This window comes from Micromonospora cathayae, from assembly GCF_028993575.1.
In the GTDB taxonomy this organism is placed as follows: domain Bacteria; phylum Actinomycetota; class Actinomycetes; order Mycobacteriales; family Micromonosporaceae; genus Micromonospora; species Micromonospora cathayae.
Window position 1 is genome coordinate 1,978,969 of the sequence record NZ_CP118615.1, and the last position, 22,692, is coordinate 2,001,660.

13 protein-coding genes and 3 pseudogenes are annotated in these 22,692 nt (G+C 71.9%); 10 read left to right on the top strand and 6 right to left on the bottom strand.

What is annotated here, in order from left to right:
• Nucleotides 1-11: 11 nt before the first annotated feature.
• From PVK37_RS09190 to mhpA, 4 genes and pseudogenes are all read left to right on the top strand, one after another.
• A pseudogene (locus PVK37_RS09190) lies at nt 12-5,444 on the top strand (SDR family NAD(P)-dependent oxidoreductase); the annotation flags it as partial.
• Nucleotides 5,445-5,482: 38 nt separating this feature from the next.
• A pseudogene (locus PVK37_RS09195) lies at nt 5,483-8,578 on the top strand (type I polyketide synthase); the annotation flags it as partial.
• Nucleotides 8,579-8,616: 38 nt separating this feature from the next.
• Nucleotides 8,617-9,405 carry an arylamine N-acetyltransferase family protein gene (locus tag PVK37_RS09200; RefSeq protein WP_275033384.1) on the top strand — a complete coding sequence of 263 codons (789 nt, stop codon included), beginning with the start codon at nt 8,617-8,619 and terminating at the stop codon, nt 9,403-9,405.
• Nucleotides 9,406-9,432: 27 nt separating this feature from the next.
• Nucleotides 9,433-11,025: a bifunctional 3-(3-hydroxy-phenyl)propionate/3-hydroxycinnamic acid hydroxylase MhpA gene (gene mhpA, locus PVK37_RS09205; protein ID WP_275033385.1), complete on the top strand. Its 1,593-nt coding sequence runs from the start codon at nt 9,433-9,435 to the stop codon at nt 11,023-11,025.
• Nucleotides 11,026-11,230: 205 nt separating this feature from the next.
• On the opposite strand, the gene PVK37_RS09210 is transcribed toward mhpA, so the two are convergent.
• Both PVK37_RS09210 and PVK37_RS09215 read right to left on the bottom strand, forming a co-directional pair.
• On the bottom strand, nt 11,231-12,682 hold the full coding sequence (locus PVK37_RS09210; RefSeq protein WP_275033386.1) for an MFS transporter: 1,452 nt from the start codon (nt 12,680-12,682) through the stop codon (nt 11,231-11,233).
• A gap of 86 nt (nt 12,683-12,768) precedes the next feature.
• Nucleotides 12,769-14,034, bottom strand: a complete 1,266-nt coding sequence (locus tag PVK37_RS09215) for a 3-deoxy-7-phosphoheptulonate synthase (protein WP_275033387.1) — start codon at nt 14,032-14,034, stop codon at nt 12,769-12,771.
• A gap of 127 nt (nt 14,035-14,161) precedes the next feature.
• Between PVK37_RS09215 and PVK37_RS09220 the strand changes: the two genes are divergently transcribed.
• Both PVK37_RS09220 and PVK37_RS09225 read left to right on the top strand, forming a co-directional pair.
• Complete coding sequence (locus PVK37_RS09220) at nt 14,162-14,971, top strand: hypothetical protein (RefSeq protein ID WP_275033388.1); 810 nt, start codon at nt 14,162-14,164, stop codon at nt 14,969-14,971.
• 59 nt (nt 14,972-15,030) lie between these two features.
• Entirely contained in the window at nt 15,031-16,041 is a 1,011-nt protein-coding gene (locus tag PVK37_RS09225; RefSeq protein ID WP_275033389.1) for a 3-dehydroquinate synthase family protein, read from the top strand.
• Between the two features lie 54 nt (nt 16,042-16,095).
• On the opposite strand, the gene PVK37_RS09230 is transcribed toward PVK37_RS09225, so the two are convergent.
• From PVK37_RS09230 to PVK37_RS09240, 3 genes and pseudogenes are all read right to left on the bottom strand, one after another.
• Nucleotides 16,096-16,794 (bottom strand): HAD-IA family hydrolase, encoded by a 699-nt coding sequence (locus PVK37_RS09230; RefSeq protein ID WP_275035050.1) that lies wholly within the window; start codon nt 16,792-16,794, stop codon nt 16,096-16,098.
• Between the two features lie 12 nt (nt 16,795-16,806).
• A pseudogene (locus PVK37_RS09235) lies at nt 16,807-17,850 on the bottom strand (Gfo/Idh/MocA family protein); the annotation flags it as partial.
• A complete protein-coding gene (locus PVK37_RS09240; RefSeq protein ID WP_275033390.1) occupies nt 17,847-19,010 on the bottom strand; it encodes a DegT/DnrJ/EryC1/StrS family aminotransferase in 1,164 nt (387 codons plus the stop codon). The gene PVK37_RS09240 and the pseudogene PVK37_RS09235, both read right to left, overlap by 4 nt.
• 220 nt (nt 19,011-19,230) lie before the next feature.
• Between PVK37_RS09240 and PVK37_RS09245 the strand changes: the two genes are divergently transcribed.
• Nucleotides 19,231-19,662 (top strand): type II 3-dehydroquinate dehydratase, encoded by a 432-nt coding sequence (locus PVK37_RS09245; protein ID WP_341483426.1) that lies wholly within the window; start codon nt 19,231-19,233, stop codon nt 19,660-19,662.
• A gap of 73 nt (nt 19,663-19,735) precedes the next feature.
• On the opposite strand, the gene PVK37_RS09250 is transcribed toward PVK37_RS09245, so the two are convergent.
• On the bottom strand, nt 19,736-20,497 hold the full coding sequence (locus PVK37_RS09250; RefSeq protein WP_275033391.1) for a thioesterase II family protein: 762 nt from the start codon (nt 20,495-20,497) through the stop codon (nt 19,736-19,738).
• Between the two features lie 203 nt (nt 20,498-20,700).
• Here PVK37_RS09250 and PVK37_RS09255 point away from each other — a divergent pair, with 203 nt between their 5' ends.
• The 3 genes from PVK37_RS09255 to PVK37_RS09265 all read left to right on the top strand — a co-directional run bounded on the left by PVK37_RS09255 (nt 20,701) and on the right by PVK37_RS09265 (nt 22,673).
• Complete coding sequence (locus PVK37_RS09255; protein ID WP_275033392.1) at nt 20,701-21,393, top strand: HAD-IA family hydrolase; 693 nt, start codon at nt 20,701-20,703, stop codon at nt 21,391-21,393.
• A gap of 274 nt (nt 21,394-21,667) precedes the next feature.
• A complete protein-coding gene (locus tag PVK37_RS09260) occupies nt 21,668-21,973 on the top strand; it encodes a DUF5988 family protein (RefSeq protein WP_275033393.1) in 306 nt (101 codons plus the stop codon).
• Between the two features lie 40 nt (nt 21,974-22,013).
• Nucleotides 22,014-22,673: a 4'-phosphopantetheinyl transferase family protein gene (locus PVK37_RS09265; RefSeq protein ID WP_275033394.1), complete on the top strand. Its 660-nt coding sequence runs from the start codon at nt 22,014-22,016 to the stop codon at nt 22,671-22,673.
• The last annotated feature ends 19 nt before the right edge of the window (nt 22,674-22,692 follow it).

The window sequence follows — 22,692 nt, forward strand, 5'->3', positions numbered from 1 at the left end:
TCGTGTCCAATGATGAGAAGCTCCGCACGTACCTGAAGCGCACCCTCGTCGAGTTGAAGCAGACCCGGGAACAGTTGCGCGACGTCGAGGCGCGGCAGCAGGAACCGATCGCGATCGTGGGTATGGCCTGCCGGTTGCCGGGCGGGGTCTCCTCCCCGGAGGACCTGTGGGAGCTGCTGACGGCGGGTGGGGAGGGGATCGTCCCGTTCCCGAGGGACCGGGGGTGGGACCTTCCCGGGCTGTACGACCCCGACCCGGACAAACCCGGCAAGTGTTATGTCAGGGAGGGTGGCTTCCTGGCCGATGCCGCCGGGTTCGACGCCGAGCTCTTCGGTATCTCACCCCGGGAGGCCCGCTCCCTGAACCCCCAGCAACGGCACCTGCTGGAGGTGTCCTGGGAGGCGCTGGAGCGCGGCGGCATCGACCCGACCTCGCTACGCGGCAGTCGGACCGGGGTCTTCATGGGCGTCATGTACCACGACTACGCCCCGCCGGTCCGGCAGATCCCACCCGAGCTGGAGGGGCTGCTCAGCATCGGCAACTCGTTCAGCGCCGCCTCCGGGCGGATCTCCTACACGCTCGGCCTGGAAGGGCCGGCGGTGACGGTGGAGACGGCGTGTTCGTCGTCGCTGGTGTCGCTGCACCTGGCCGCCCAGTCGCTGCGGTCCGGGGAGTCCGACCTGGCCCTGGCCGGTGGTGCGGCAATCATGGCCACCCCCGACACCCTCGTGCAGTTCTCGCGGCAGCGGGGGTTGGCGCGGGATGGGCGGTGTAAGGCGTTTGCGGCGGGGGCGGATGGGACGGGGTGGTCTGAGGGTGTGGCGGTGGTGTTGTTGGAGCGGTTGTCGGTGGCGCGGGCGCGGGGTCGTCGGGTGTTGGCGGTGGTGCGGTCGTCGGCGGTGAATCAGGACGGGGCGTCGAATGGGTTGACGGCGCCGTCGGGTCGGGCGCAGCGGCGGGTGATTGGTCAGGCGTTGGTTAATGGTGGGTTGTCGGCGGTGGATGTGGATGTGGTGGAGGCGCATGGTACGGGGACGGTGTTGGGGGATCCGATCGAGGCGCAGGCGTTGATCAGTGTTTATGGGCAGGGTCGTGGTGAGCCGTTGTGGTTGGGGTCGTTGAAGTCGAACATCGGTCATACGCAGGCGGCTGCGGGTGTGGCGGGTGTGGTGAAGATGGTGTTGGCGTTGCGGGCGGGGGTGTTGCCGGCGACGTTGCATGTGGATGCGCCGTCGCCGCATGTGGATTGGTCGGCGGGGGATGTGCGGTTGTTGACGGAGTCGCGGCCGTGGCCTGTCGTGGGTCGTCCGCGTCGGGCGGGGGTGTCGGCGTTCGGCGCCAGCGGCACCAACGCCCACGTGATCCTCGAACAGGCACCGCAGGACGACGCCACGACCGACGTCCGCTCCGACGGTGGCCCCGCCGGGGCCGGGGCGACGGAGAGCACGGGTTCCCCGTCCGGGCCCGATCCGGCCCGCCCGCCGGTCGTCCTCTGGCCGCTCTCGGCGAAGAATCCGGCCGCGCTCGCCGCCCAGGCCGACCGGCTGCGCGGGTACCTCGACGAGCGACCCGACCTGGACCTGTACGAGATCGGCCGGGCCCTGGCCATCGGCCGTGCCCAGCTCGACGAACGCGCCGTGGTGGTGGGAACCGGCCGGGCCGAACTGCTGGGCGGTCTGGCCGCCCTGGCCGCCGACCGGCCGGACGAGGCCGTCGTCCGGGGGCGACCGGCCCCCGGACGGATCGCCTTCGCCTTCCCCGGTCAGGGCAGTCAGCGGGTCGGTATGGCCCGGCAGCTCCACCGGGAGCTGCCGGCCTTCGCCGCCGCCTTCGACGAGGTGTGCGCGGAACTCGACCGGCACCTGCCGCGTCCGCTGCGGGAGGTGGTGTTCGCCGAACCGGGCAGTCCCGAGGCCGACCTGCTCGACCGCACCGAGTACACCCAGCCCGCGCTGTTCGCCGTCGCGGTCGCGCTGACCCGGGTCCTCGCCGGCTGGGGCGTACACCCCGACGTGCTGATCGGGCACTCGGTGGGTGAACTGGCCGCCGCGCACGTCGCCGGGGTGCTGTCCCTCGCCGACGCCGCCCTGCTGGTCGCCACCCGGGGCCGGCTGATGGAGGAGCTGCCGACGGACGGCGCGATGGTGGCGGTGGACGTCACCGAGGAGGTGGCCCGCCGGTTCCTGACCGGCCACGAGGACCTCGTGGACGTCGCGGCGGTGAACGGGACCGCCTCGGTGGTGCTCTCCGGCGACCGGACGGCGGTGCTGGCCGTCGCCGACCAGCTGCGTGCCGACGGACACCGGGCCCGGCAGCTCACCGTGAGCCACGCCTTCCACTCGCCGCACATGGAGCCGATGCTCGACGAGTTCGGTCGGGTCGCGGCGGAGCTGGTCCGCGCCGCACCCACCCTGCCCGTCGTCTCGAACCTCACCGGCCGGCTCGTCGACCCCGACCAGTTCGCCACCGCCGACTACTGGCGACGGCACGCCCGGGAGGCGGTGCGCTTCCACGACGGCGTCCGGACACTCGAAAGCGAGGGCGTCCGCGTCGTCCTGGAGATCGGTCCCGGGGCGACGCTGACCGCGCTGACCCGGGAGGCCAGCAGCACCCTCGCCGCGGTCCCGACGTTGCGCCGGGACCGGGACGACACGACGGGGCTCTTCGGTGCGCTGGCCGAGCTGCACGTCCTCGGGTACCCGGTGGACCGGGCCGCGGTCTGGCCCGGGACCGGTGCGATGGTCCCGGTGCCCACGTACCCGTTCCAGCACCAGCGGTTCTGGTTGGAGCCGGTACCGGTCCGGGAGCTCACCGAGCTGGGGCTGGCCGACACCGACCACCCGATGCTCGGCGCGGCGACGTACCTGCCGGAGTACGACGGCGTCTGGTTCACCAACCGGCTGTCCCTGCGCGGGCATCCCTGGCTCGCCGACCACGTGGTCGGCGACGTGGTGCCGGTGCCCGGCACGGCCCTGCTCGAACTGGTGGTCCGAGCCGGGGACGAGGTCGGCGCCGCGGTGGTCGACGAGTTGGTGATCGAGACGCCACTGATCCTGCCCGGCGACGGCCCCGGCGACGTCCAGATCCGGGTCGGCGTCGGTGAGCGTGGCGAGGACGGCCGGCGGACGGTGACGATCCACTCCCGCGCCGATGCCGCCGGACCGGCTGCAGGGTGGACCAGGCACGCCCACGGCCTGCTCGCCGAGGCCCCCGGGAAGGCGACCGCCGTCGACCTGGGCGACTGGCCGCCGGCCGCCGCTGATCCGGTGTCGCTGGACGGCTTCTACGAGCACCAGGCGGAGAACGGGATCGTGCTCGGGTCGACCTTCCGTGGCCTGCGTGCGGCCTGGACCAGGGGGAACGAGGTCTTCGCCGAGGTCGAGTTCCCGGGCGACGCCACCGACGGCTTCCTGCTGCACCCGGCGCTGCTGGACACCGCGCTACAGGCGAACACCTTCGTCCCCGGTCACGATCCGACGGTGGCCCGGTTGCCGTTCGTCTGGAACGGGGTCACCGTGCACGCCACCGGTGCCCGCGCCCTACGGGTCCGGGTCCGCGTCGTGGGGGACGGGACGATCCGGGTGGACCTCGCCGACACCGCTGGCGCTCCGGTCGCCACCATCGGCGCGTTGACCACCCGGCCGGTCGATCCGGCCCGCTTCGCGGTCGCCGAACACCCCCTGGACAACCTGCTGTACGCGCTGGACTGGCCCGTGGTCGCCCGGCCGGACGGGGTGGCGGCCGACGACCGGGCCGTTCCCGCCGGGCAACTGCTGGACCTGACCGGTACGGCCCCCGGGGACGCCCCGCAGCGCACCCGTGAGCTGCTGGCGGCGCTCCTCGACGCGGTGCACCGCCAGCTCGCCGCCCGCCCCGGCGGCCCGCTCGTGGTGCTCACCCGGGCCGCCCGGCACGACCCGGCGGCGGCCGCCGTCTGGGGCGTGGTGCGGTCCGTGCAGGTCGAGCACCCCGGAGAGGTGGTGGTCGTCGACCTGGCCGACGAGCAGTCCCGTGATCTGCTGGCCGCCGCGCTCGCCACCGGTGAAGCACAGCTCACCATCGCCGACGGGGTGCTACGCGTTCCGCGTCTGGCACCGGTACGTCCGCACCCCTCCGCCTCGACCCTGGACCCGGACGGCACGGTGCTGGTGACCGGCGGTACCGGCACGTTGGGCGGGCTGCTGGCCCGCCATCTGGTCAGCGCGCACGGGGTCCGGCATCTGCTGCTGGTCAGCCGGCGTGGTCCGGCTGCCCCGGGTGCCGAGCGGCTGTGCGCCGAGCTGACCGCGGCGGGGGCGGAGGTCACCGTGGTGGCCTGCGACGTCACCGACCGTCGGGCCGTCGAGGAACTGCTGGCCGACATACCGGCCGAGCGGCCACTGACCGCCGTGGTCCACACCGCCGCCGTACTCGACGACGGGGTGGTCACCGCCCTGACCCCGGACCGGTTCGAGCCGGTGCTCGGCGCGAAGGCCGACGCCGCGTGGCATCTGCACGAGCTGACCGCGTCGCTGGACCTCGCCGCCTTCGTGTTGTTCTCGTCGGCGGCCGGGGTGCTCGGCAGCGCCGGCCAGGCCAACTACGCCGCAGCCAACGCCTTCCTGGACGGGCTGGCCGCCCACCGACGGGAGCTCGGCCGCCCCGGTGTCGCGCTGGCCTGGGGATTGTGGGCGGCGGACAGCGCGCTGACCAGCGGGCTCGACGAGGGCGGCCGGGGACCGGTCAAGCAGGATCTGCTGCCCCTGCCGACCGCGACCGGGCTGGCGTTGTTCGACGCGGCCCTCGGTGCCGATCCGGCGGTGCTGGTTCCGCTGCGGCTCAACCTGCCCGTACTGCACCGCGCGGACGACCCGCCGGTGGTGCTGCGGGGGCTGGTGCAGCGGTCCCGCCCGGCCGCCCGGGCGGAGCGCGCTCCGGCGGAGCCGCTCGCCGAGCAGCTCGGCCGGCTCACCCCGGCGGAACGGCTCCGCAGACTGGTCGGCCTGGTCCGTACCCACACCGCCGGGACCCTCGGGCACGCCAGCGTGGACGCGATCGGGGTGGAACAGGCGTTCAAGGACCTGGGCTTCGACTCGTTGGCCGCGGTCGACCTGCGGAACCGGCTGGCGGCCCTCACCGGGATCCGGCTCCCGGCGACCCTGGTCTTCGACTTTCCCAACCCCACCGTCCTGGCCCGGCACCTGCTGGACGAACTCCTGCCGGACACCGGTGGTCCGGAACTCGACGAGGCCCGTGCCGCGCAGCTGCGTCGGGTGCTCGCCTCGGTGCCGCTCGACCGGTTCCGGGAACTGGGCGTGCTGGACCAGCTGCTCGCGTTGGCCGAATCGGCGGGCGGCGCGGGCGGGCCCGCCGAGCCGGCGGACGACCCCACCCCGGCGGCGGACATCGCCTCGATGAGCGTGGAGCACCTGATCGCCCGGGCGATGGGCACCAGCGCCGGTTGACCCCGACCCGACGACCGCGGGAGAGCGACATGGACAGTGACGACAAGCTGGTGACGGCCCTACGCGCCGCACTGACCGAGAACGAGCGGCTGCGCGGGGAGTTGACGGCGCAGCGGGCCCAGGCCAGCGAGCCGATCGCGATCGTGGGTATGGCCTGCCGGTTGCCGGGCGGGGTCTCCTCCCCGGAGGACCTGTGGGAGCTGCTGACGGCCGGCGGGGACGGCATCGGCGACTTCCCGACCGACCGGGGCTGGGAGGTCGACGCTCTCTACGATCCGGATCCCGACCGTCCGGGCCGCACCTACACGCGCAGTGGCGGGTTCCTGCACGACGCCGGCGGGTTCGACGCCCGGTTCTTCGGTATCGCCCCGCGTGAGGCGTTGGCGATGGATCCGCAGCAGCGGGTGTTCCTGGAGGCGTCGTGGGAGGTGTTCGAGCGGGCGGGTATCGACGTGACCACGTTGAAGGGCAGCCGGACCGGTGTCTTCGCCGGGGTCATGTACCACGACTACGGCGCGGGACAGGCCCCGACCGCGCAGCTCGAAGGTTTCCAGGGCGCGGGCGTGGCCGGCAGTGTGGTCACCGGTCGGGTGTCGTACACGTTCGGGTTCGAGGGTCCGGCGGTGACGGTGGATACGGCGTGTTCGTCGTCGTTGGTGGCGTTGCATCTGGCGGCGCAGTCGTTGCGGTCGGGTGAGTGTGATCTGGCGGTGGCGGGTGGGGTGGCGGTGATGGCCCAGCCGAACACCTTCATCGAGTTTTCGCGGCAGCGGGGGTTGGCGCGGGATGGGCGGTGTAAGGCGTTTGCGGCGGGGGCGGATGGGACGGGGTGGTCTGAGGGTGTGGCGGTGGTGTTGTTGGAGCGGTTGTCGGTGGCGCGGGCGCGGGGTCGTCGGGTGTTGGCGGTGGTGCGGTCGTCGGCGGTGAATCAGGACGGGGCGTCGAATGGTTTGACGGCGCCGTCGGGTCGGGCGCAGCGGCGGGTGATTGGTCAGGCGTTGGTTAATGGTGGGTTGTCGGCGGTGGATGTGGATGTGGTGGAGGCGCATGGTACGGGGACGGTGTTGGGGGATCCGATCGAGGCGCAGGCGTTGATCAGTGTTTATGGGCAGGGTCGTGGTGAGCCGTTGTGGTTGGGGTCGTTGAAGTCGAACATCGGTCATACGCAGGCGGCTGCGGGTGTGGCGGGTGTGGTGAAGATGGTGTTGGCGTTGGGGGCGGGGGTGTTGCCGGCGACGTTGCATGTGGACGCCCCGTCGCCGCATGTGGACTGGTCGGCGGGGGATGTGCGGTTGCTGACCGAGTCGCGGCCGTGGCCCGCCGTGGACCGTCCGCGTCGGGCGGGGGTGTCGGCGTTCGGGGTGAGTGGGACCAACGCGCACGTGATCCTGGAACAGGCACCGCAGGACGACGTCCCGGACGACGCCACCGGCGGTGACCCGCTACTGCCGTGGTTGCTCTCCGCCCGGACCGTCCCGGCACTGGCGCTCCGGGCGCAGCGTTTGGTCGAGCACGTCGAGCGGCATCTGCACGAGTGGGACCCGGCGGCGGTCGGCGCGGCCCTGGTCACCAGTCGGGCCCAGCTCGAACACCGGGCCGCCGTGGTCGGCGACAACCGGGACGACCTGCTCCGGGGACTCCGCAAACTGGCCCGTGGCGAGTCGGACCCGGCCGTGGTCGTCGACCGGACCACCAGCGGGACGCTCGCCTTCGTCTTCCCCGGTCAGGGCAGTCAGCGGGTCGGTATGGCCCGGCGGCTCCACCGGGAGCTGCCGGCCTTCGCCGCCGCCTTCGACGAGGTGTGCGCGGAACTCGACCGGCACCTGCCGCGTCCGCTGCGGGAGGTGGTGTTCGCCGAACCGGGCAGTCCCGAGGCCGACCTGCTCGACCGCACCGAGTACACCCAGCCCGCGCTGTTCGCCGTCGAGGTGGCGCTGACCCGGCTGCTGGAGGCGTGGGGCATCCGACCCGACATTCTCGCCGGTCACTCGATCGGTGAACTCGTCGCCGCGCACCTGGCCGGGGTGCTGTCCCTCGCCGACGCCGCCGTGCTGGTGGCCGCGCGCGGACGGCTCATGCAGGCGCTGCCGCCCGGTGGTGCCATGGTGGCGGTCGGCGCCGCCGAGGCGCGGGTCCGGCCGCTGCTGGCAGGTCACGGCGACGAGGTGGACATCGCCGCGGTGAACGGCCCCACGTCGGTGGTGCTCTCCGGGGCCGACGAACCGGTGTCGGCCATCGCGGCCCGGCTGCGGGAGCAGGGCTGCCGGACCAAGCGGTTGACCGTGAGCCACGCCTTCCACTCGCCGCTGATCGAGCCGATGCTGGCCGAGTTCGCCCGGGTCGCCGACGGTCTGCGCTACGGCACCGCGACGCTGCCGGTGGTGTCCGACGTCACCGGTCAACTCGCCGAACCGGCCGAGCTGGCCACCGCCGGCTACTGGGTCCGGCACGTCCGGGCGACGGTCCGCTTCGAGGACATGGTGCACACCCTGGAGAAGGAGGGCGTCGGCACCGTACTCGAGGTCGGACCGGGTGGAGTCCTCACCGCCATGACCCGCGAGAGCTGCACCACCGCGGTCGCGGCCTTTCCGCTGCTCCGCGACGACCAGGACGAGTGGCGGTCGGTCCGGACCGCACTGGGTCGCCTGCACACCCGGGGACGCGACCTCACCGTTGCGCCGCCCCCGCGCCATGTCCCCCTGCCCACCTACCCCTTCGAACGTAAGCGCTACTGGTTGGAGACGACGCCCGTGAGCCTGGACGAGCAGACCATCGCCCCATCGCAGACCGCGAACCCGGACGTCGTGGCGGACGAGCCCGGCGCGGATCCGGCGGTCCCGGAGCTGGCCCGCCGGTTGGCCGGGCTGTCACCGGCGCAGCGGCGTCAGGAACTCGTCGACGCGATCATCGTGATCTCGGCGGCGGCCCTGGCCATGGAGAGCACCGACGACATCGAGGAGGAGACCGGCTTCTTCGACATCGGGTTCAGTTCGCTGACCGCCGTGGAGGTCCGTGACGAACTGAACACCGTCACCGGTCTGGAGCTGGCCCCGATGACCCTGTTCGACCACCCGACTCCGCTGATGCTCGCCGAGCACATCGACGGGCTGCTGGCTGCCGCCGACGCGAGCTGACCGAACGAGACCCCGACCGACGAGGAACGGAGCAGGACATGTTCGACATCGACCGGTACTTCGAGCACCTGGGTTACACCGGTGGCCGTGAGCGGTCCGCCGACAATCTGCGCGAGCTGCACAAGAAGCACATGATGACCGTCCCCTTCGACAATTCCCGGAACGCGCCGAAGGGCCTGGCCATCTGGGACGACGTCGACGCCGGGGTGGACGCCTTCCACGAGGCGTTGATCGTCGAGGGGCGTGGCGGCATCTGCCACGAGCACAGTGGACTGTTCCGGGGGGCGCTGCTCGAACTCGGTTACGACGTGTCGATCGTGTCGGCCGGCGTACGGGGGGCCAACGACCAGTTCGGGCCGGACCTGGAACACATGATGAACGTGGTCCGGCTCGACGGGGAGCAGTGGCTGGTGGACGTCGGGTTCGCCGGCCCGTCCTTCATCGAGCCGGTCCGCATCTCGCCCGAGGTGCAGAGCCAGTACGGCTTCGACTACCGGGTGGTGGAGAGCGGCGACTACCTGGTGCTGGAGCGCCGGACCCGGGCCAAGGACTGGCACGCGGTCTACCGGTTCACCCTGACCGAGCGGAAGCTGACCGAGTGGAAGGCCATCGCCAGCGGCGAGAACGACGACCCGGTCTGGCACTGGGCCGGCGAGATGATCGCGGCCGGCACGCTGATCTACGGGCGGGCCTACGACAACGGCCAGCTTCTGCTGGTCGGGCGGCGGTACCTGCGCGCCGAGGACGGTCAGGAGCATGTCCGGGTGCTGGCCAAGACCGACGAGTACCAGGCCGTCATCCGGAACGTCCTGCTTCAGGACGCCTGATCCGGCCCCGGGGAGGGTGGACGAATCATGGAGCGGATTGACGCCGACGTGGCCATCGTCGGCGACGGCCCGGTCGGCCAGACCCTGGCGGTCCTGCTCGCCCGGCAGGGCTGGCAGGTGGTGGTGGTGGACCGCTGGCCCCAGCCGTACACGATGTCGCGGGCGGTCGCGTTCGACAGTGAGACGGCCCGCATCCTGGCCATGGCCGGAATCCGGGACTACGTCGCGAACGACACCGAACCCTCGGGCCGCTACATCTGGCGGAACGGGGAAGGTCGGGTCCTGTTGGACATCCAGGGTTCGGTGACCGGTTGGTGCGGTTGGCCGGACTCGACCTCCATGTACCAGCCGGCGCTGGAGAACGCGTTGCGGAACCAGGGCAGGGAACTGCCGTCGCTGCGGGTCCGGCGCGGGTGGGAGGCGGTGGCGGCCACCGACCTGGGCGACCGGGTGGAGCTGCGCGCGGTCGACCGGAACGGGGAGTCGCTGACCGTCACGGCCGGCTGGTTGGTCGGCTGCGACGGCGCGAACAGCTTCGTCCGGGGGCTGATCGATCCGCCGGTACGGGATCTCGGGTTCTCCCACGACTGGTTGATCTGCGACGTGGTACTGACCCGGCCACGGGTCTTCGACCCCAACAACCTCCAGGTGTGCGACCCGGCCCGGCCCCGCACCGAAGCCTCGGCGGGGCCGGGGCACCGGCGGTGGGAGTTCATGCGGGTGGCGGACGAGTCGGTGGCGGAGATCGACACCGTCGAGTCGGCGTGGCGGCTGCTGGAACTGTTCGACGTCACCCCGGACAATGCGCGGCTGCTGCGTCACGCCGTCTACACCTTCCAGTCCCGCTGGGCGGAGAACCTGCGGTCCGGCCGGGTGCTGATCGCCGGGGACGCGGCACACGTGATGCCGCCGTTCGCCGGCCAGGGCATGTGCTCGGGGCTCCGGGACGCCGCCAACCTGGCCTGGAAGCTGGGTCTGGTGTTGCGCGGCCAGGCCCGGGACGGGGTGCTCGACTCGTACGTCGCCGAACGGGTCCGGCACGTGCAGCACGCCGTACGGTTGTCGGTCGACCTCGGCAAGGTGATCTGTCAGCTGGATCCGCGGGCCGCCGCCGACCGTGACCTGGTGATGACCGCGGCCCGGGAACGGGGCGTGGGAGCGGGCCGGCCCCAGGCGCCGGTACATCCGCTCCGGGCCGGCCTGCTGCACCACGGCGGGCGGCCCCCGGCGGGCCCTCTGACCGGTACGTTGTCCCGCCAGGCCCGGGTCGCCCGGCGGGGAGTGACCGGTCTGTTCGACGAGGTGGTCGGCTCCGGGTTCGTGCTGCTGTCGAGCGAGGACCCGCGTCCGTTCCTGGACGCCGACACCCGGGCCTTTCTGGCGGGGCTCGGCACGCACCTGGTGACCCTGGTGCCGGCCGGGGAGCAGACGGCCGACGGGACGGCGGTGGTCGACGTCGACGACGTGTACCTGCCGTACCTGGCTGCGGCCGGGGCGCGGGCGGTGCTCGTCCGGCCGGACTTCTACGTGTTCGGCCAGGTCACCGAGGCCGAGGACTACGGCCGGCTGGTGACGGACCTGCGGCGGCAGATCGCGGTGGACGCGTTGACGACCGGCTGACGCTGGCCGGTCGAGTCGACAGGGGTGGTCTCCGGGAGCGGGGACCACCCCTTCGCCGTGCCGGGCGTTGCGTCGGGCTGGTGACCCCCACCGGGCGGGGCGGGCCACGGGACAGGGCACCGCCGCCCGGACCAGCGTCCCGGGGGACGTCGGTCCGGGCGGCGGTGCCCTGTCGTGGTCGGACGACCGGGGGCCGCTCTCCGGCTCAGAGGGCGGGGGCGTGGGCCTGCTGCTGCTCCGCCGCGACCCGTTCGGACGACCGCAGCATGGCGACCGCGATGATCAGGGCGATCACGACGAAGACCGCGCCGGCCTGGAAGGCCCGGTGGTAGCCGCCGTTCAGCGCGACGATGTCGTCGGCGCCGCCCAGGTCGTTGATCCGGGCGGTGACGAAGGCGCTGAGCACGGTCAGTCCGACCGCGCCGCCGATCTGCTGGGTGGTGTTGAACAGCCCGGACGCGATGCCGGCGTCCTGCGGGGTGACCGCCGACATGCCCAGCCCCATCATCGCCGGGGCGGCCAGGCCGAAGCCGAGGCCCATGACGACGGTGGCGGGCAGGAAGTCCACCAGGTACGTGCCGTCGACCCGGGCGAAGGAGAGCATCACGAAGGCCGCGACGATCAGCACCAGGCCGGCGTAGAGCACCGGCCGCTGACCGAACTTGGTGATCACCTTGGCCGACAGGCCGAGGGAGACCGCGGCGATCACGAGGGCGATCGGCACGTACCCGAGGCCGGCCTCGAGAGAGTTGAGGCCCAGGACCTTCTGCAGGTAGAGGGTGCCGAAGAAGAGCAGGCCGAACATACCCGCGATCATCAGGAACTGCACCAGGTTCGCCGCGGACAGCGCCCGGGAGCGGAAGATCTTCAGGGGCAGCAGCGGCTCCTCGGCGGTGGCCTCGCGGATCACGAAGGCGACGAGCAGCAGGATCGAGATCGGGCCCAGGATCAGCGTCTCGGTCGCCGCCCAGCCGACCTTCTCGGCGTTGACGATGGCGTACACGCCGCTCATCAGGCCGGCGGTGACCAGGGCCGCACCCAGGAAGTCGGCCTTGCGGCTGATTCCGCCCAGGCCGGTCTCGTGCGGGACGTTGCGGGCGGCGAGCAGCACCACGACCGCGCCGATCGGGACGTTGATGAAGAAGATCCAGCTCCAGTCCACCAGGTCGGTGAGGATGCCACCGATGAGCGGGCCGACCGCGCCGCCGCCGGCCGACGCGAAGCTGTACGCGCCGATCGCCTGGGCCTGCTTGCGGGGCTCGTCGAAGGTGGTGGCGACCATGCCGAGGATGCACGCCGACGCGACGGCGCCGCCGATGCCCTGGACGAAGCGGAAGCCGATGAGCATCGCCTCGTTGGTGGCCAGACCGCACAGCAGCGACGCGGCGCTGAACATGACGATGCCGGTGATGAAGATCCGCTTCCGGCCCAGCATGTCACCGAGTCGTCCGGCGAGCAGCAGCAGGCCGCCGAAGGGGATGACGTACGCGTTCACCACCCAGACGAGGTTGGCCTCGGAGAAGCCCAGGTCGCGCTGCACCGTCGGGAGTGCGACGTTGACGATGTTCTGATCGATGACGATCATCATCTGGCCGGCGCACAACACGATGAGTGACAGCCAGAGTGACCGGTTTGATGGCTGGGCGGGCTGGCCCATGATTTGGATTCCCTCCAATAGTGCAATTCGCTTACAGAAGCTATGCTCTGCGAAGCCCAGGCGGAACGGAAGAAGGCACTCCTTTGTTACGCGGTCACATCCGTGTTCCTGTGCCCTGGGCCGGCGGCGAAAAGTTCGGCACTGTGCCGCACGAGCTCTACCGACTGGCGTGCGTTGAGTCGGGGGTCACACGTGGTCTCGTAGCATCCGGCCAACTCGTGCTCGCCGATGCCGTCGCTGCCGCCCAGGCATTCGGTGACCGGATCGCCGGTGAACTCCAGATGGAGACCACCGGGATGGGTGCCCAGCGCCCGGTGCACCTCGACGAATCCCGCCACCTCGTCGGCGATGTCGTCGAAGTGCCGGGTCTTGTAGCCGTTCGCCGAGGTCCGGGTGTTGCCGTGCATCGGGTCGCACTGCCACACCACCTGGTGTCCGCTGGCGGTGACCCGTTCCACGATCGGCGGCAGCAGGTCGCGGACCCGGCCGCGGCCCATCCTGGTGATCAGCGTCAGTCGGCCGGGTTCGCCGGCGCGGTCCAGCCGTTCCACGTACTCGACGGCCTGCGCCGGGGTGGTGCCGGGGCCGAGCTTGATCCCGATCGGGTTGGCCAGCAGCTCGGCGACGGCGACGTGTGCGCCGTCGAGCTGCCGGGTCCGTTCGCCGATCCAGAGGAAGTGCGCCGAGCCGCCGTACAGGCGGGGCTGCCCGGCGGTCGTGACGACCCGGGTCAGGGCCTGCTCGTAGGTCAGCAGGAGGGCCTCGTGGCTGCTGTAGATCTCGTCGGGGTGTGCGGAGACGGCGCGCACCGTCTCCAGGGTGGAGCGCGCGTGGAAGTACGCCTGGACCATTCGGCCGGGGTCGGGGGTCCGCTCCTGCGGGGTCGGCGTCGCGGAGTTGACGATGTCTCCCCGGTACGCCGGTAGTCCCAGCACGTCCAGGGCCGCCGACCGCGGTTTGGCGTACTGGCCGGCGATCCGGCCGACGCCGACCACCGGCAGTCCGGTGCCGCCGCGCAGCACGGCGGACATCCGGTGCAGGGTGGTGACGTTGGCCCGGACGTGCGGTCCGGTGCTGGTGGCGAAGGTTTCCGCGCAGTCGCCGCCCTGGAGCAGCAGCATCCGGCCCTGGGCCACCTCGGCCAGGTGCTGCCGGAGCCGGTCGGTCTCCGGTGGGTGCGCCAGCGGTGGCAGGGTGGACAGGAACTGTCGTACCGACTGGACGTGCGCCGGATCGGGCCAGTGTGGTTGTTGCGAGGCCGGAAGATCCAGTGCTGCGGACAGCTTGCCGAGCAGATTCTTCTCGATTTCGGCGTAACCCGGCAATGATTCGAGCACAATCGATGAAGGCATGAATTCAGTCTAGGTGCGCTGGGAACCCCCTATCCGTCCCCTTAGATATTCCCCTGTTTCCTGGGAATCGGGACGGGTGGCCCCGATTAATTGCCCGACGGGGTAGGTGTTGATTAGCATCCATGCGATGTCGGAGATCGGCGAGGACGGGGTGACGAGTGTGACGAGGCATTGGCTCTTCGGTCGCCTGTACCTGCCCGGCGGGGCGTCGCTGGCGTTGCCGGCGGCCCTGCCCCGGCTGGTCCGCCGGGTCCACCTGGCCGACCCCGGCGGCTGCTGTTTCTTCGACCGGGTGCGCACCCCGGCCGGCCCGGCGCTGGAGGTCTGGGCGCATTCGACCCCGCCGGTGCTGGACGACGTCGAGGCGCTGCTGCGGACCGACCCGGCGTGGCCGCTCGGCTCCAGCACCGTCCGGGACGTGACGCGGCCGGTGCACCACCGGCACGACACCGGACGGGACGTCACCGACGAACTCGCCGCCGCGTCCAGCCGGCTCGCGCTCGACCTGACCGACGGGGACGGACTGGACCCCGCCCGCCACGTCGACGTGACGACCACCCACCTGCGGGGCCTGACCGACCTGATCCCGGTGGCCGACCGGCGGTCCTTCCTGTTCGTCTGCTGGCAGCAGTGGAGCAGTGAGCTCCAGGCCGGGCAGCGGATCGAGCTGTCCGTCGCGGCCGAGCGGTCCGTGCCGGCCCCGGCCGACGGGCCCGTCTCCGCCGCCGACGCGGCGGCCGGGCCGGCGTGGCAGGCGTACCTGGACCGGACCGCCGGGATCGTCCGGGGCCAGCGCGACGCGGCCGGCCCGCCCCCGGCATACCTCGTCTTCAGCCAGGCGGAGGCGACCCATGACCGCCTGGGCATCCCGGTCGATCTGGCCGCCCTGGTCGCGCTGCGGCTGCGCCAGCAGCTCCGCGAGCCGGTCGACGCCTGAGCCCCATCGGCTGACCTGTCGACGCCTGAACCCCTTCGAGTGACAGTGACAGGAGTGCCATGACCCAGGTGCACGTCGAGTTGGCGGACCGTTCCTACCTCGTGCACATCGGTGCCGGGGTCCGTCATCAGCTGGCCGACGCCGTGGCGGAGATCGGCGCGCGACGGGCGGTCGTCGTGTCGGCCCGACCCGCCGACCAGACCCCCGACCCCGGCGTGCCGTACCAGGTGGTGCCGGCCCGCGACGGTGAGGCGGACAAGACCCTCGCCACCGTCCACGACCTGTGCCGCCGGTTCACCGAGGCGGGACTCAACCGGGGCGACGTGGTGGTCGCCGTGGGCGGCGGCACCACCACCGACACGGTCGGGTTGGCCGCCGCCCTCTACCACCGGGGCACGGCGGTGATCCACCTGCCGACGACGCTGCTGGCCCAGGTCGACGCGAGCGTGGGCGGGAAGACGGCGGTCAACCTGCCCGAGGGAAAGAACCTGGTCGGTGCGTACTGGCAGCCCAGGGCGGTGTTCTGCGACACCGACTACCTGTCGACCCTGCCGCCCCGGGAGTGGACCAACGGGTACGGGGAGATCGCCCGATGTCACTTCATCGGCGCGGGTGACCTGCGTGGCCGGCCCACCGAGGAGCAGATCTCGGCCAGCGTGGCCCGCAAGGCCGAGATCGTGTCCGCCGACGAACGCGACAGCGGACTCCGGCACCTGCTCAACTACGGGCACACCCTGGGCCACGCCCTGGAACTGGCCACCGGGTTCGCGCTGCGGCACGGCGAGGCGGTCGCCATCGGCACCGTGTTCGTCGGCATCCTCGCCGGTGAACTGGGACGGATCGACCGGGCCCGGGTGGACGAGCACCTGGCCGTGGTGCGGCACTACGACCTGCCGTGGCAGCTACCGGCCGGGCTCCGCGCCGACACGCTGATCGACCTGATGCGCCTGGACAAGAAGTCCACCGGCGGACTGGCGTTCGTGCTCGACGGACCGCACGGCGCCGAGCTGGTCCGGGACGTCCCCGAGTCGGTGGTGGCGCACTGCCTGGCCACGATGCCCCGCCGCTGAGGGGGTCACCGGAACCGGTGACCCCCTCAGCGGCGGCCTCGACGCCGGCCCGGCTCACCCGGTCGGCGTCCGCACGGACCGTACCGCGCACAGTTCGGCGAGTTCGGCTGGCCGCCGCAGGACCAGGTCGGGTCCGGCGGCGAGGAGCGTGGCCTCGTCCACCTCGGCCCACACCGCCGCCACCGCGGTCACGCCGGCTCCGCGCGCACTGGCCAGGTCGGTGACCGCGTCCCCGACCATCACGGCCTCCTGCGGCCGTGCCCCGAGCAGCTCCAGGGCCCGGAGGACGATGTCCGGCGCCGGCTTCGGCCGGGCCACCTCGTCGGAGCCGACGACGTGGTCGAACAGCTCCATCATCCCGAGCCGGTCGAGCAACGACCGGGCCCGCCAACCGCTCTTCCCGGTCGCGACGGCGGTCGCCACGCCGCCCTCGCGCAGCCGCTGGAGCAGGTCCCGGACCCCGGGGAAGGGTTCGATCTCCCCCGCCAGCCGGAGGCTCTCCCGGACGAACGGTTCCTCCATCTCCAGGGGCAACCCCATGATCCGCATGATGTCCGGGAAGTACCGCCCGAGGTGCCGGTTGTACTCGGCGAAGGGCGGTTCACCCGCACCCACCACCTCCCGGTACGCGGCGGTGAACGCCTGCCGCATCACCGAGAAGCTGTCCACCAGCACACCGTCGAGGTCGAAGACGACCGCGCGGATCGGCTCGCGGGCGACCCCCCGGTGGGCCGGGAACCGCTCGGCGCTCAACCTGGCCGAGGCGTAGACCCGCTCGATCGCGTCGACCGTACGACCCGCTTCGGCGATCGCCGCACCCCGCCCGGCCGGGTCGGCCAGCCGCTGCCGTACCTCGTCGAGCAGCCGGTCGTACTCGGTGCCGATCGGCTCGTCGACGACGGGTACCACCGTGGTCTCACTGCCCCGGGTCAGGGTGAGGGTCGAGCCGTGCTCCCGGTTGGGACTGAACCCGAACGTGCAGCGCAGCCGGAGCGTACCGGTGCTGCCGTGCACGACGATCGCGGTCACGTCGGTCGGTTGGTGCGAGGCCCAACCGGTGGTCAGCGACACCGACCGGCCGCCCGGCTGGACGAGGAACGCGCGGGCGGTGTCCTCGACGTCTCCCGGTCCACCCGGTACGACGTCCCGCCGCCAGTCGGCGCGGGCCGACCGGTCGTTGATGAAGTCGGCCGAGACCGCGCCCACCACCTGGGTGAACCGGGTCGGGCCCAGCAGTGGACCTACCGCGTCGAGCAGATGCCAGCCCAGGTCCGTCAGCGCACCCCCGCCGGCCAGCTGCCGGTCGGTGAACCAGCCGACCCCGGCCGGGATGCCCCGGGCGCGGATCCACTCCAGGGAGACGTGCCGGATCTCGCCGATCCCGGCGGCCTGGTCGAGCAGGGTCCGGACGTCCGTTCGGTGCCGGGCGGCGCTGCCGGCCAGCAACAGCGCACCGCCCTCGCGTTCGGCCAGCGCGAGCCGGTCGGCTTCCGCCGACGTCAGGCACACCGGTTTCTCGAGGAAGACCGGGACGCCGGCGCGCAACAGGGTGCTGGCCACGTCCGCGTGCAGGTGGTTCGGGACCGCGACGATCGCCAGCTCCACCGACCCGGCCGGCAGCTCGGCGGCGGTCGCGTACTGCGCGGTGTCGGCCGCACCGACCAGCGCCCGGGCCGCAGGGTCCGGGTCGACCACGGCCGCCAGGGTGAACGCGGGGTGGTCACGCAGCCGGGGAAGCCAGATGGAACGTGCCGCCCAACCCGTACCGACCATCGCCACCCGCACCGGAGGGGCCCCGGCGCCGGTCATGCCACGCCCAGGACGTCGCTGACGATCTCCCCGATCTGGTACATCTGCTCCTCGGTGCCGAGCAGGGTGCGGTGGTGCAGCCAGATGCAGTCGGTGTAGAGGGCCTCGGTGTTCGGGCACCGGCGGGCCAGCTCGTCCACGCTCAGCTCCGGCCCGCCGGTCTCCCAGAAGCCGGGGCAGCGGTAGATCGCGCGGAAGGCGGCGAAGGCCGGGACGCCCCGCTCGATCAGGGCGTCGACCACGATGTTGCGCCGCTGCTCGGTGATGCCGGGGATGCGGAACATCATCATGTAGTGCGGGTTGCGGTCACAGCGCTCGTCGCGCCCCTGCGGCACCACGCCGTCGATCTCGCCGAGGATCCGCGACAGCAGCGGGGCACGCTGCTCGCGTAGCTCGATCTGCCCGTCCAGCCGACGGAGCTGGGCGCGCAGGACCGCGGCGGAGAACTCGTTCATCCGGAAGTTCGATCCCGAGGTCTGGTGGAAGTACCCCCGGTCAGTCGGCGGTCGCCCGCAGCTGTGCCGGAGGAAGCCCTCCTCGTGCGTCGCCGCGTCGGGGAAGGTCAACGCCCCACCCTCGCCGGCGGTCATCAGCTTGCCGTTCTGGAAGCTGAACGCCGCGAGCGAACCCAGTTCACCCACCCGCCGGCCGTGCCACTGCGCGCCGTGCGCGTGTGCCGCGTCGTGCAGCAGCGGCACCCCGCTGTCGGCGGAGAGCTTGGTCAGGCTGTCCATGTCGGCGACGTGCCCGGCCATGTGCACCGGCATGATCGCTTTGGTCTTCGGACCGATGGCCCGCTCGACCGCAGCCGGGTCGACACAGTAGGTCTCCAGGTCGACGTCGACCGGTACCGCCACCGCTCCGATCCGCTGGGCGGCCTGGGACGAGGAGATGAAGGTGAAGGCGGGCACGATCACCTCGGTGCCCGGCCCGACACCGAGCAGTTGCAGGGCCAGCTCGAGGGCGTGTGTGCCGTTGGTCAGCGCCAGGGCGTACTCGGTGCCGTGGTACCGGGCGAACTCCTGCTCGAACTGGTTGACCTCGTTACCGCCCATGCGCCACCACTGACCCTGTTCCAGGGCGCGGATCAGGCCGGTGCGCTCGTCGTCGTCGAATTGCGGCCACGTCGGAAATTCCGGCGGTTTCCCTGAGGCGCTCATGATTGTTTCCCTCCGGATCGCAGTGGATTCCTGGTCGGACGAACAGAAGGGCGACGGACATCGACGCCAATTCCGACACCGGGGGATGCTACCGACGTTCCAGGTGGGCCTACCATCCCCTACGTACCCCCTGCCCGGGGGGTGGGTCATCCTTATTGATCGGGCAGTGCTTTTCCTGATAGGAAGAGTTGCCGGTGACGTAACAGAAAGGAGTTGCTCGATGGGTGTAATGCTCCTGGTGAATGGCCCAAACTTGGGCATACTCGGTCGACGCGAACCCGAGGTGTATGGCACGGAGACCTTGGCCGATATTGAGAAGGCGGTCGCCGAGGAGGTCGCCGAACGCGGTTGGGACGTTGTTTCGGTGCAGCGCGACTCGGAGGGCGAGCTGGTCTCCGAGATCAACAGACGACCGGAAACCGTGGGTGCGATCGTGAATCCCGGCGCGCTCATGATCGCGGGTTGGAGCCTGCGTGACTCCCTCGCCGCCTACCCCCGGCCCTGGGTCGAGGTGCACATCTCCAACGTCTGGGCCCGGGAACGGTTCCGCCACGATTCGGTCATCGCCCCGCTCGCGCACGGCGTCGTGGTCGGGCTGGGCCCCTTCGGCTACCGGCTGGCGGCCCAGGCCCTGATGCACCTGGTCGACTGAGGAACCGCCCACGCCGGGTTCCGCTCGCGCCGGCACCGTGCCGGAACCGGTACGGGGCCGGGGCCGGGGCCGGTCAGCGCACCGCCGCGGAGGCCAGCCGCTCGGCGATCAGCGCCAGGACGGCCGCCTGCTGCTCGACCAGGTAGAAGTGGCCGCCGGGATAGACGTGCAGGTCGTACCCGGCCGTGGTGTGCTGCGCCCAGTCGTCGGCCTCGTCCACCCGCAGTTTCGGGTCGTCGTCACCGGTCAGGACGGTGATCGGGCAGGACAGCGCGAGCCTGCCGGTGAAGCGGTACCCGGCGGTGGCGGCGTAGTCCGCGCGGATCGTCGGGATGGCCAGCCGGAGCAGTTCGTCGTCGCCGAGGACCCGGCTGTCGGTCCCGCTCAACTGGCGCAGGTCGGCCAGGATGCTCTCGTCGTCGAGCCGGAACTCGGTGCCGGTGGCCGGTTGTGCGGGGGCCCGCCGCCCCGAGGCGAACAGCCGCACCGGCGGGCTGCCCGCCTCCTCCAGCAATCTCGCCACCTCGAACCCGACCGTCGCGCCCATGCTGTGGCCGAACAGCGCCAACGGGCGGTCACCGAGGGCGCGAAGCTCGGTGGCGATCGTGTCGGCCAGGCCCACCAGGCTCTCGATGCCCGGTTCGGACCGCCGGTCCTGCCGGCCGGGGTACTGCACCGCCACCACCTCGACGGCGGGGGCCAGCGCCCGTGCGACGGGAACGAAGAAGCTGGCGGAACCGCCCGCGTGGGGCAGACACACCAGCCGTACGGGGGCGGCGGGCGCGGGCTGGAACGTGCGCAACCACAACGCGTTGCCCTCGGCGGACGGGATCATCACAGCTCCTTCCAGGGGTTGCCCCGACGCTAACGGCGGGACCGGCCGCCCGATACCCCGAAGTGACCCCGTAACCGCGTAGCGTCGTCGGCGACGGTGACCGGTCGGCGGGACGGCGGGTAGGGTGCTGCGGCGGGGAACCGGTGGAACCGTCAGCGCGGTCACCGTTCCCGGGACCGGGTCGGACGTGCGCGGGAGGAACGTTGACGAGCCAGGCCGGTGTGCCGGAGCGGGTCCGCGCGGTCGTCTTCGACCTCGACGGGGTGCTGGTGGACAGTCTCACTGTCGCGCGGACCGCCTTCGCCGTCGCGTACGCCGAGGTGGTCGGGGACGGTGAGCCGCCGGTCGAGGAGTACTGCCGGCACCCGGGACGGCACCTGCCCGACGTGCTGCGCCTGATGGGGCTGCCCGCGTCGATGGCCGAACCCTTCGTCCGGGAGAGCCACCGGCTGACGCATCTGGTCGAGGTCGTGCCCGGGATGGTGGAGGTGCTGGACGTGTTGCGCGGCCGGGGGGTCCCGTTGGCCGTCGCCACCGGCCGCAGCGGCGTACGCGCCCGCGCGCTGCTCGGTCACCTCGGCCTGATGTCCCGCTTCGAGGCGGTCCTCGGAGCGGACGAGGTGCCCCGGCCGAAGCCTGCCCCGGACATCGTGCTGCGGGCCCTGGCGTTGCTCGACGTCCCGCCCGCGGCGGCGGTGATGGTCGGTGACGCGGTGAGCGACATCCGTAGCGCCCGGGGCGCAGGGGTGACCGCCGTGGCCGTCGGGTGGGGGGAGACCGATCGGAGGACCCTGGTCGCCGCGCGGCCCGATCTGGTGGTGGACGAGCCGGCCGACCTGCTGCGGGTCTGTGCTGGCCCCACCTGGGCCGATGCTGATCGGGCTGCTCGGTCGTGAAACCGCCCGCCGGGGCCGGTGCGGTGAATTCGGTGCCGGCGGCCGGAGGCCGATGCGGCGAAATCGGTGCCGTCCGCCGGGGCTAGGGGTCTGATAAGGGTTCTCGGCGCGCTGAGTCGTCCTTACCTTTGACGGTGGACGGACCGTCGGGAACGGGGCACCGACGCCCCGGAATCCTTCCGGATCTGCGCCCCACCGCCGTGCCGACCGGTCCCGTCACCGGGTACGGAGATGGCGGTCCCGGTCCGCTGCGGAAAGCAACGGAGGTCGTTTGATGGAATCCACCGACTCGGGGCCCGCGATGCGTACCGGGCAGCCAGCCACTGATCTGGATGATCGGACGGAGGGTTTCCGTCCGGTCCTGAGCCAGGACATCATCGACGATGTCGACGCGATTCTGGAAGGTGGGCCAGCCGATCTGCCGCTCGAACTCCGGGTGCACCGGACCTCCCGGACGACAGACAAAGTAAAGGTTCCCTACTACGGTGGATACGAGCATTTCGAAAGAGTGGGAACGCCGGCCGCAGACGACCGGTCCACGGTTTACCGCTGGATCGGCCGTACCCGTATCGCCGAGTAGCCCACGCGGTGCCGGCACGGTCGGGCCGCTGCTCGCGGCGTTGCTGCCCGCCCCGTTCGGGGTGGCGGAGGTCTTCGGGGACCGGGACGACGTCCACCTCTACCCGGTGGAGGAGACGGCGGTGACCGACGCGGTTCCCGCGCGGCGCCGCGAGTTCACCACCGGCCGGCACTGCGCCCGGCAGGCGCTGGCCGGCCTGGGCCTGCCACCCGGCCCGATACCCGCCGGTCCCCGTCGGGAGCCGGTGTGGCCGGACGGCGTGGTCGGCAGCATCACCCACTGCACCGGTTACCGTGCCGCGGCGGTGGCCCGGGTCCGGGCGGTCGTGGCGGTCGGTGTCGATGCCGAGCCGCACGAACCGCTGCCGGCCGGCCTGCTGGCGGCGGTCGCCTCGCCGGTGGAGCGGGCCCGGCTGACCGGCCTGGCCCCGGTAGCCCCCACGGTGTGCTGGGACCGTCTGCTGTTCAGCGCCAAGGAATCGGTGTACAAGGCGTGGTATCCGCTCACCCGGCGGCCGCTCGGCTTCGACGGGGTGGAACTGACGATCTGCCCCTCCGGCGGGACCTTCCGGGCGCGGTTGCCGGTGGCCGGCCCGCTGGAGCCGTTCGTCCGGCGAGCGCCGGCCGAGCTGACCGGCCGCTGGCGCGTCACCGGAGGGCTCGTGCTCACCGCCGTCATCGTTCCGGCCGGCGTCACCTGACCACCGGTCACACCTCGCC

Bases quoted from the DNA above. Each gene is read 5' to 3' on its own strand.
- PVK37_RS09200 (WP_275033384.1), top strand. From the start codon at position 8,617: ATGTTCGACATCGACCGGTACTTCGAGCACCTGGGTTACACCGGTGGC.
- mhpA (WP_275033385.1), top strand. From the start codon at position 9,433: ATGGAGCGGATTGACGCCGACGTGGCCATCGTCGGCGACGGCCCGGTC.
- PVK37_RS09250 (WP_275033391.1), bottom strand. From the start codon at position 20,497: ATGATCCCGTCCGCCGAGGGCAACGCGTTGTGGTTGCGCACGTTCCAG.
- PVK37_RS09225 (WP_275033389.1), top strand. From the start codon at position 15,031: ATGACCCAGGTGCACGTCGAGTTGGCGGACCGTTCCTACCTCGTGCAC.
- PVK37_RS09260 (WP_275033393.1), top strand. From the start codon at position 21,668: ATGGAATCCACCGACTCGGGGCCCGCGATGCGTACCGGGCAGCCAGCC.
- PVK37_RS09245 (WP_341483426.1), top strand. From the start codon at position 19,231: ATGGGTGTAATGCTCCTGGTGAATGGCCCAAACTTGGGCATACTCGGT.
- PVK37_RS09210 (WP_275033386.1), bottom strand. From the start codon at position 12,682: ATGGGCCAGCCCGCCCAGCCATCAAACCGGTCACTCTGGCTGTCACTC.
- PVK37_RS09240 (WP_275033390.1), bottom strand. From the start codon at position 19,010: ATGAGCGCCTCAGGGAAACCGCCGGAATTTCCGACGTGGCCGCAATTC.
- PVK37_RS09215 (WP_275033387.1), bottom strand. From the start codon at position 14,034: ATGCCTTCATCGATTGTGCTCGAATCATTGCCGGGTTACGCCGAAATC.
- PVK37_RS09220 (WP_275033388.1), top strand. From the start codon at position 14,162: ATGTCGGAGATCGGCGAGGACGGGGTGACGAGTGTGACGAGGCATTGG.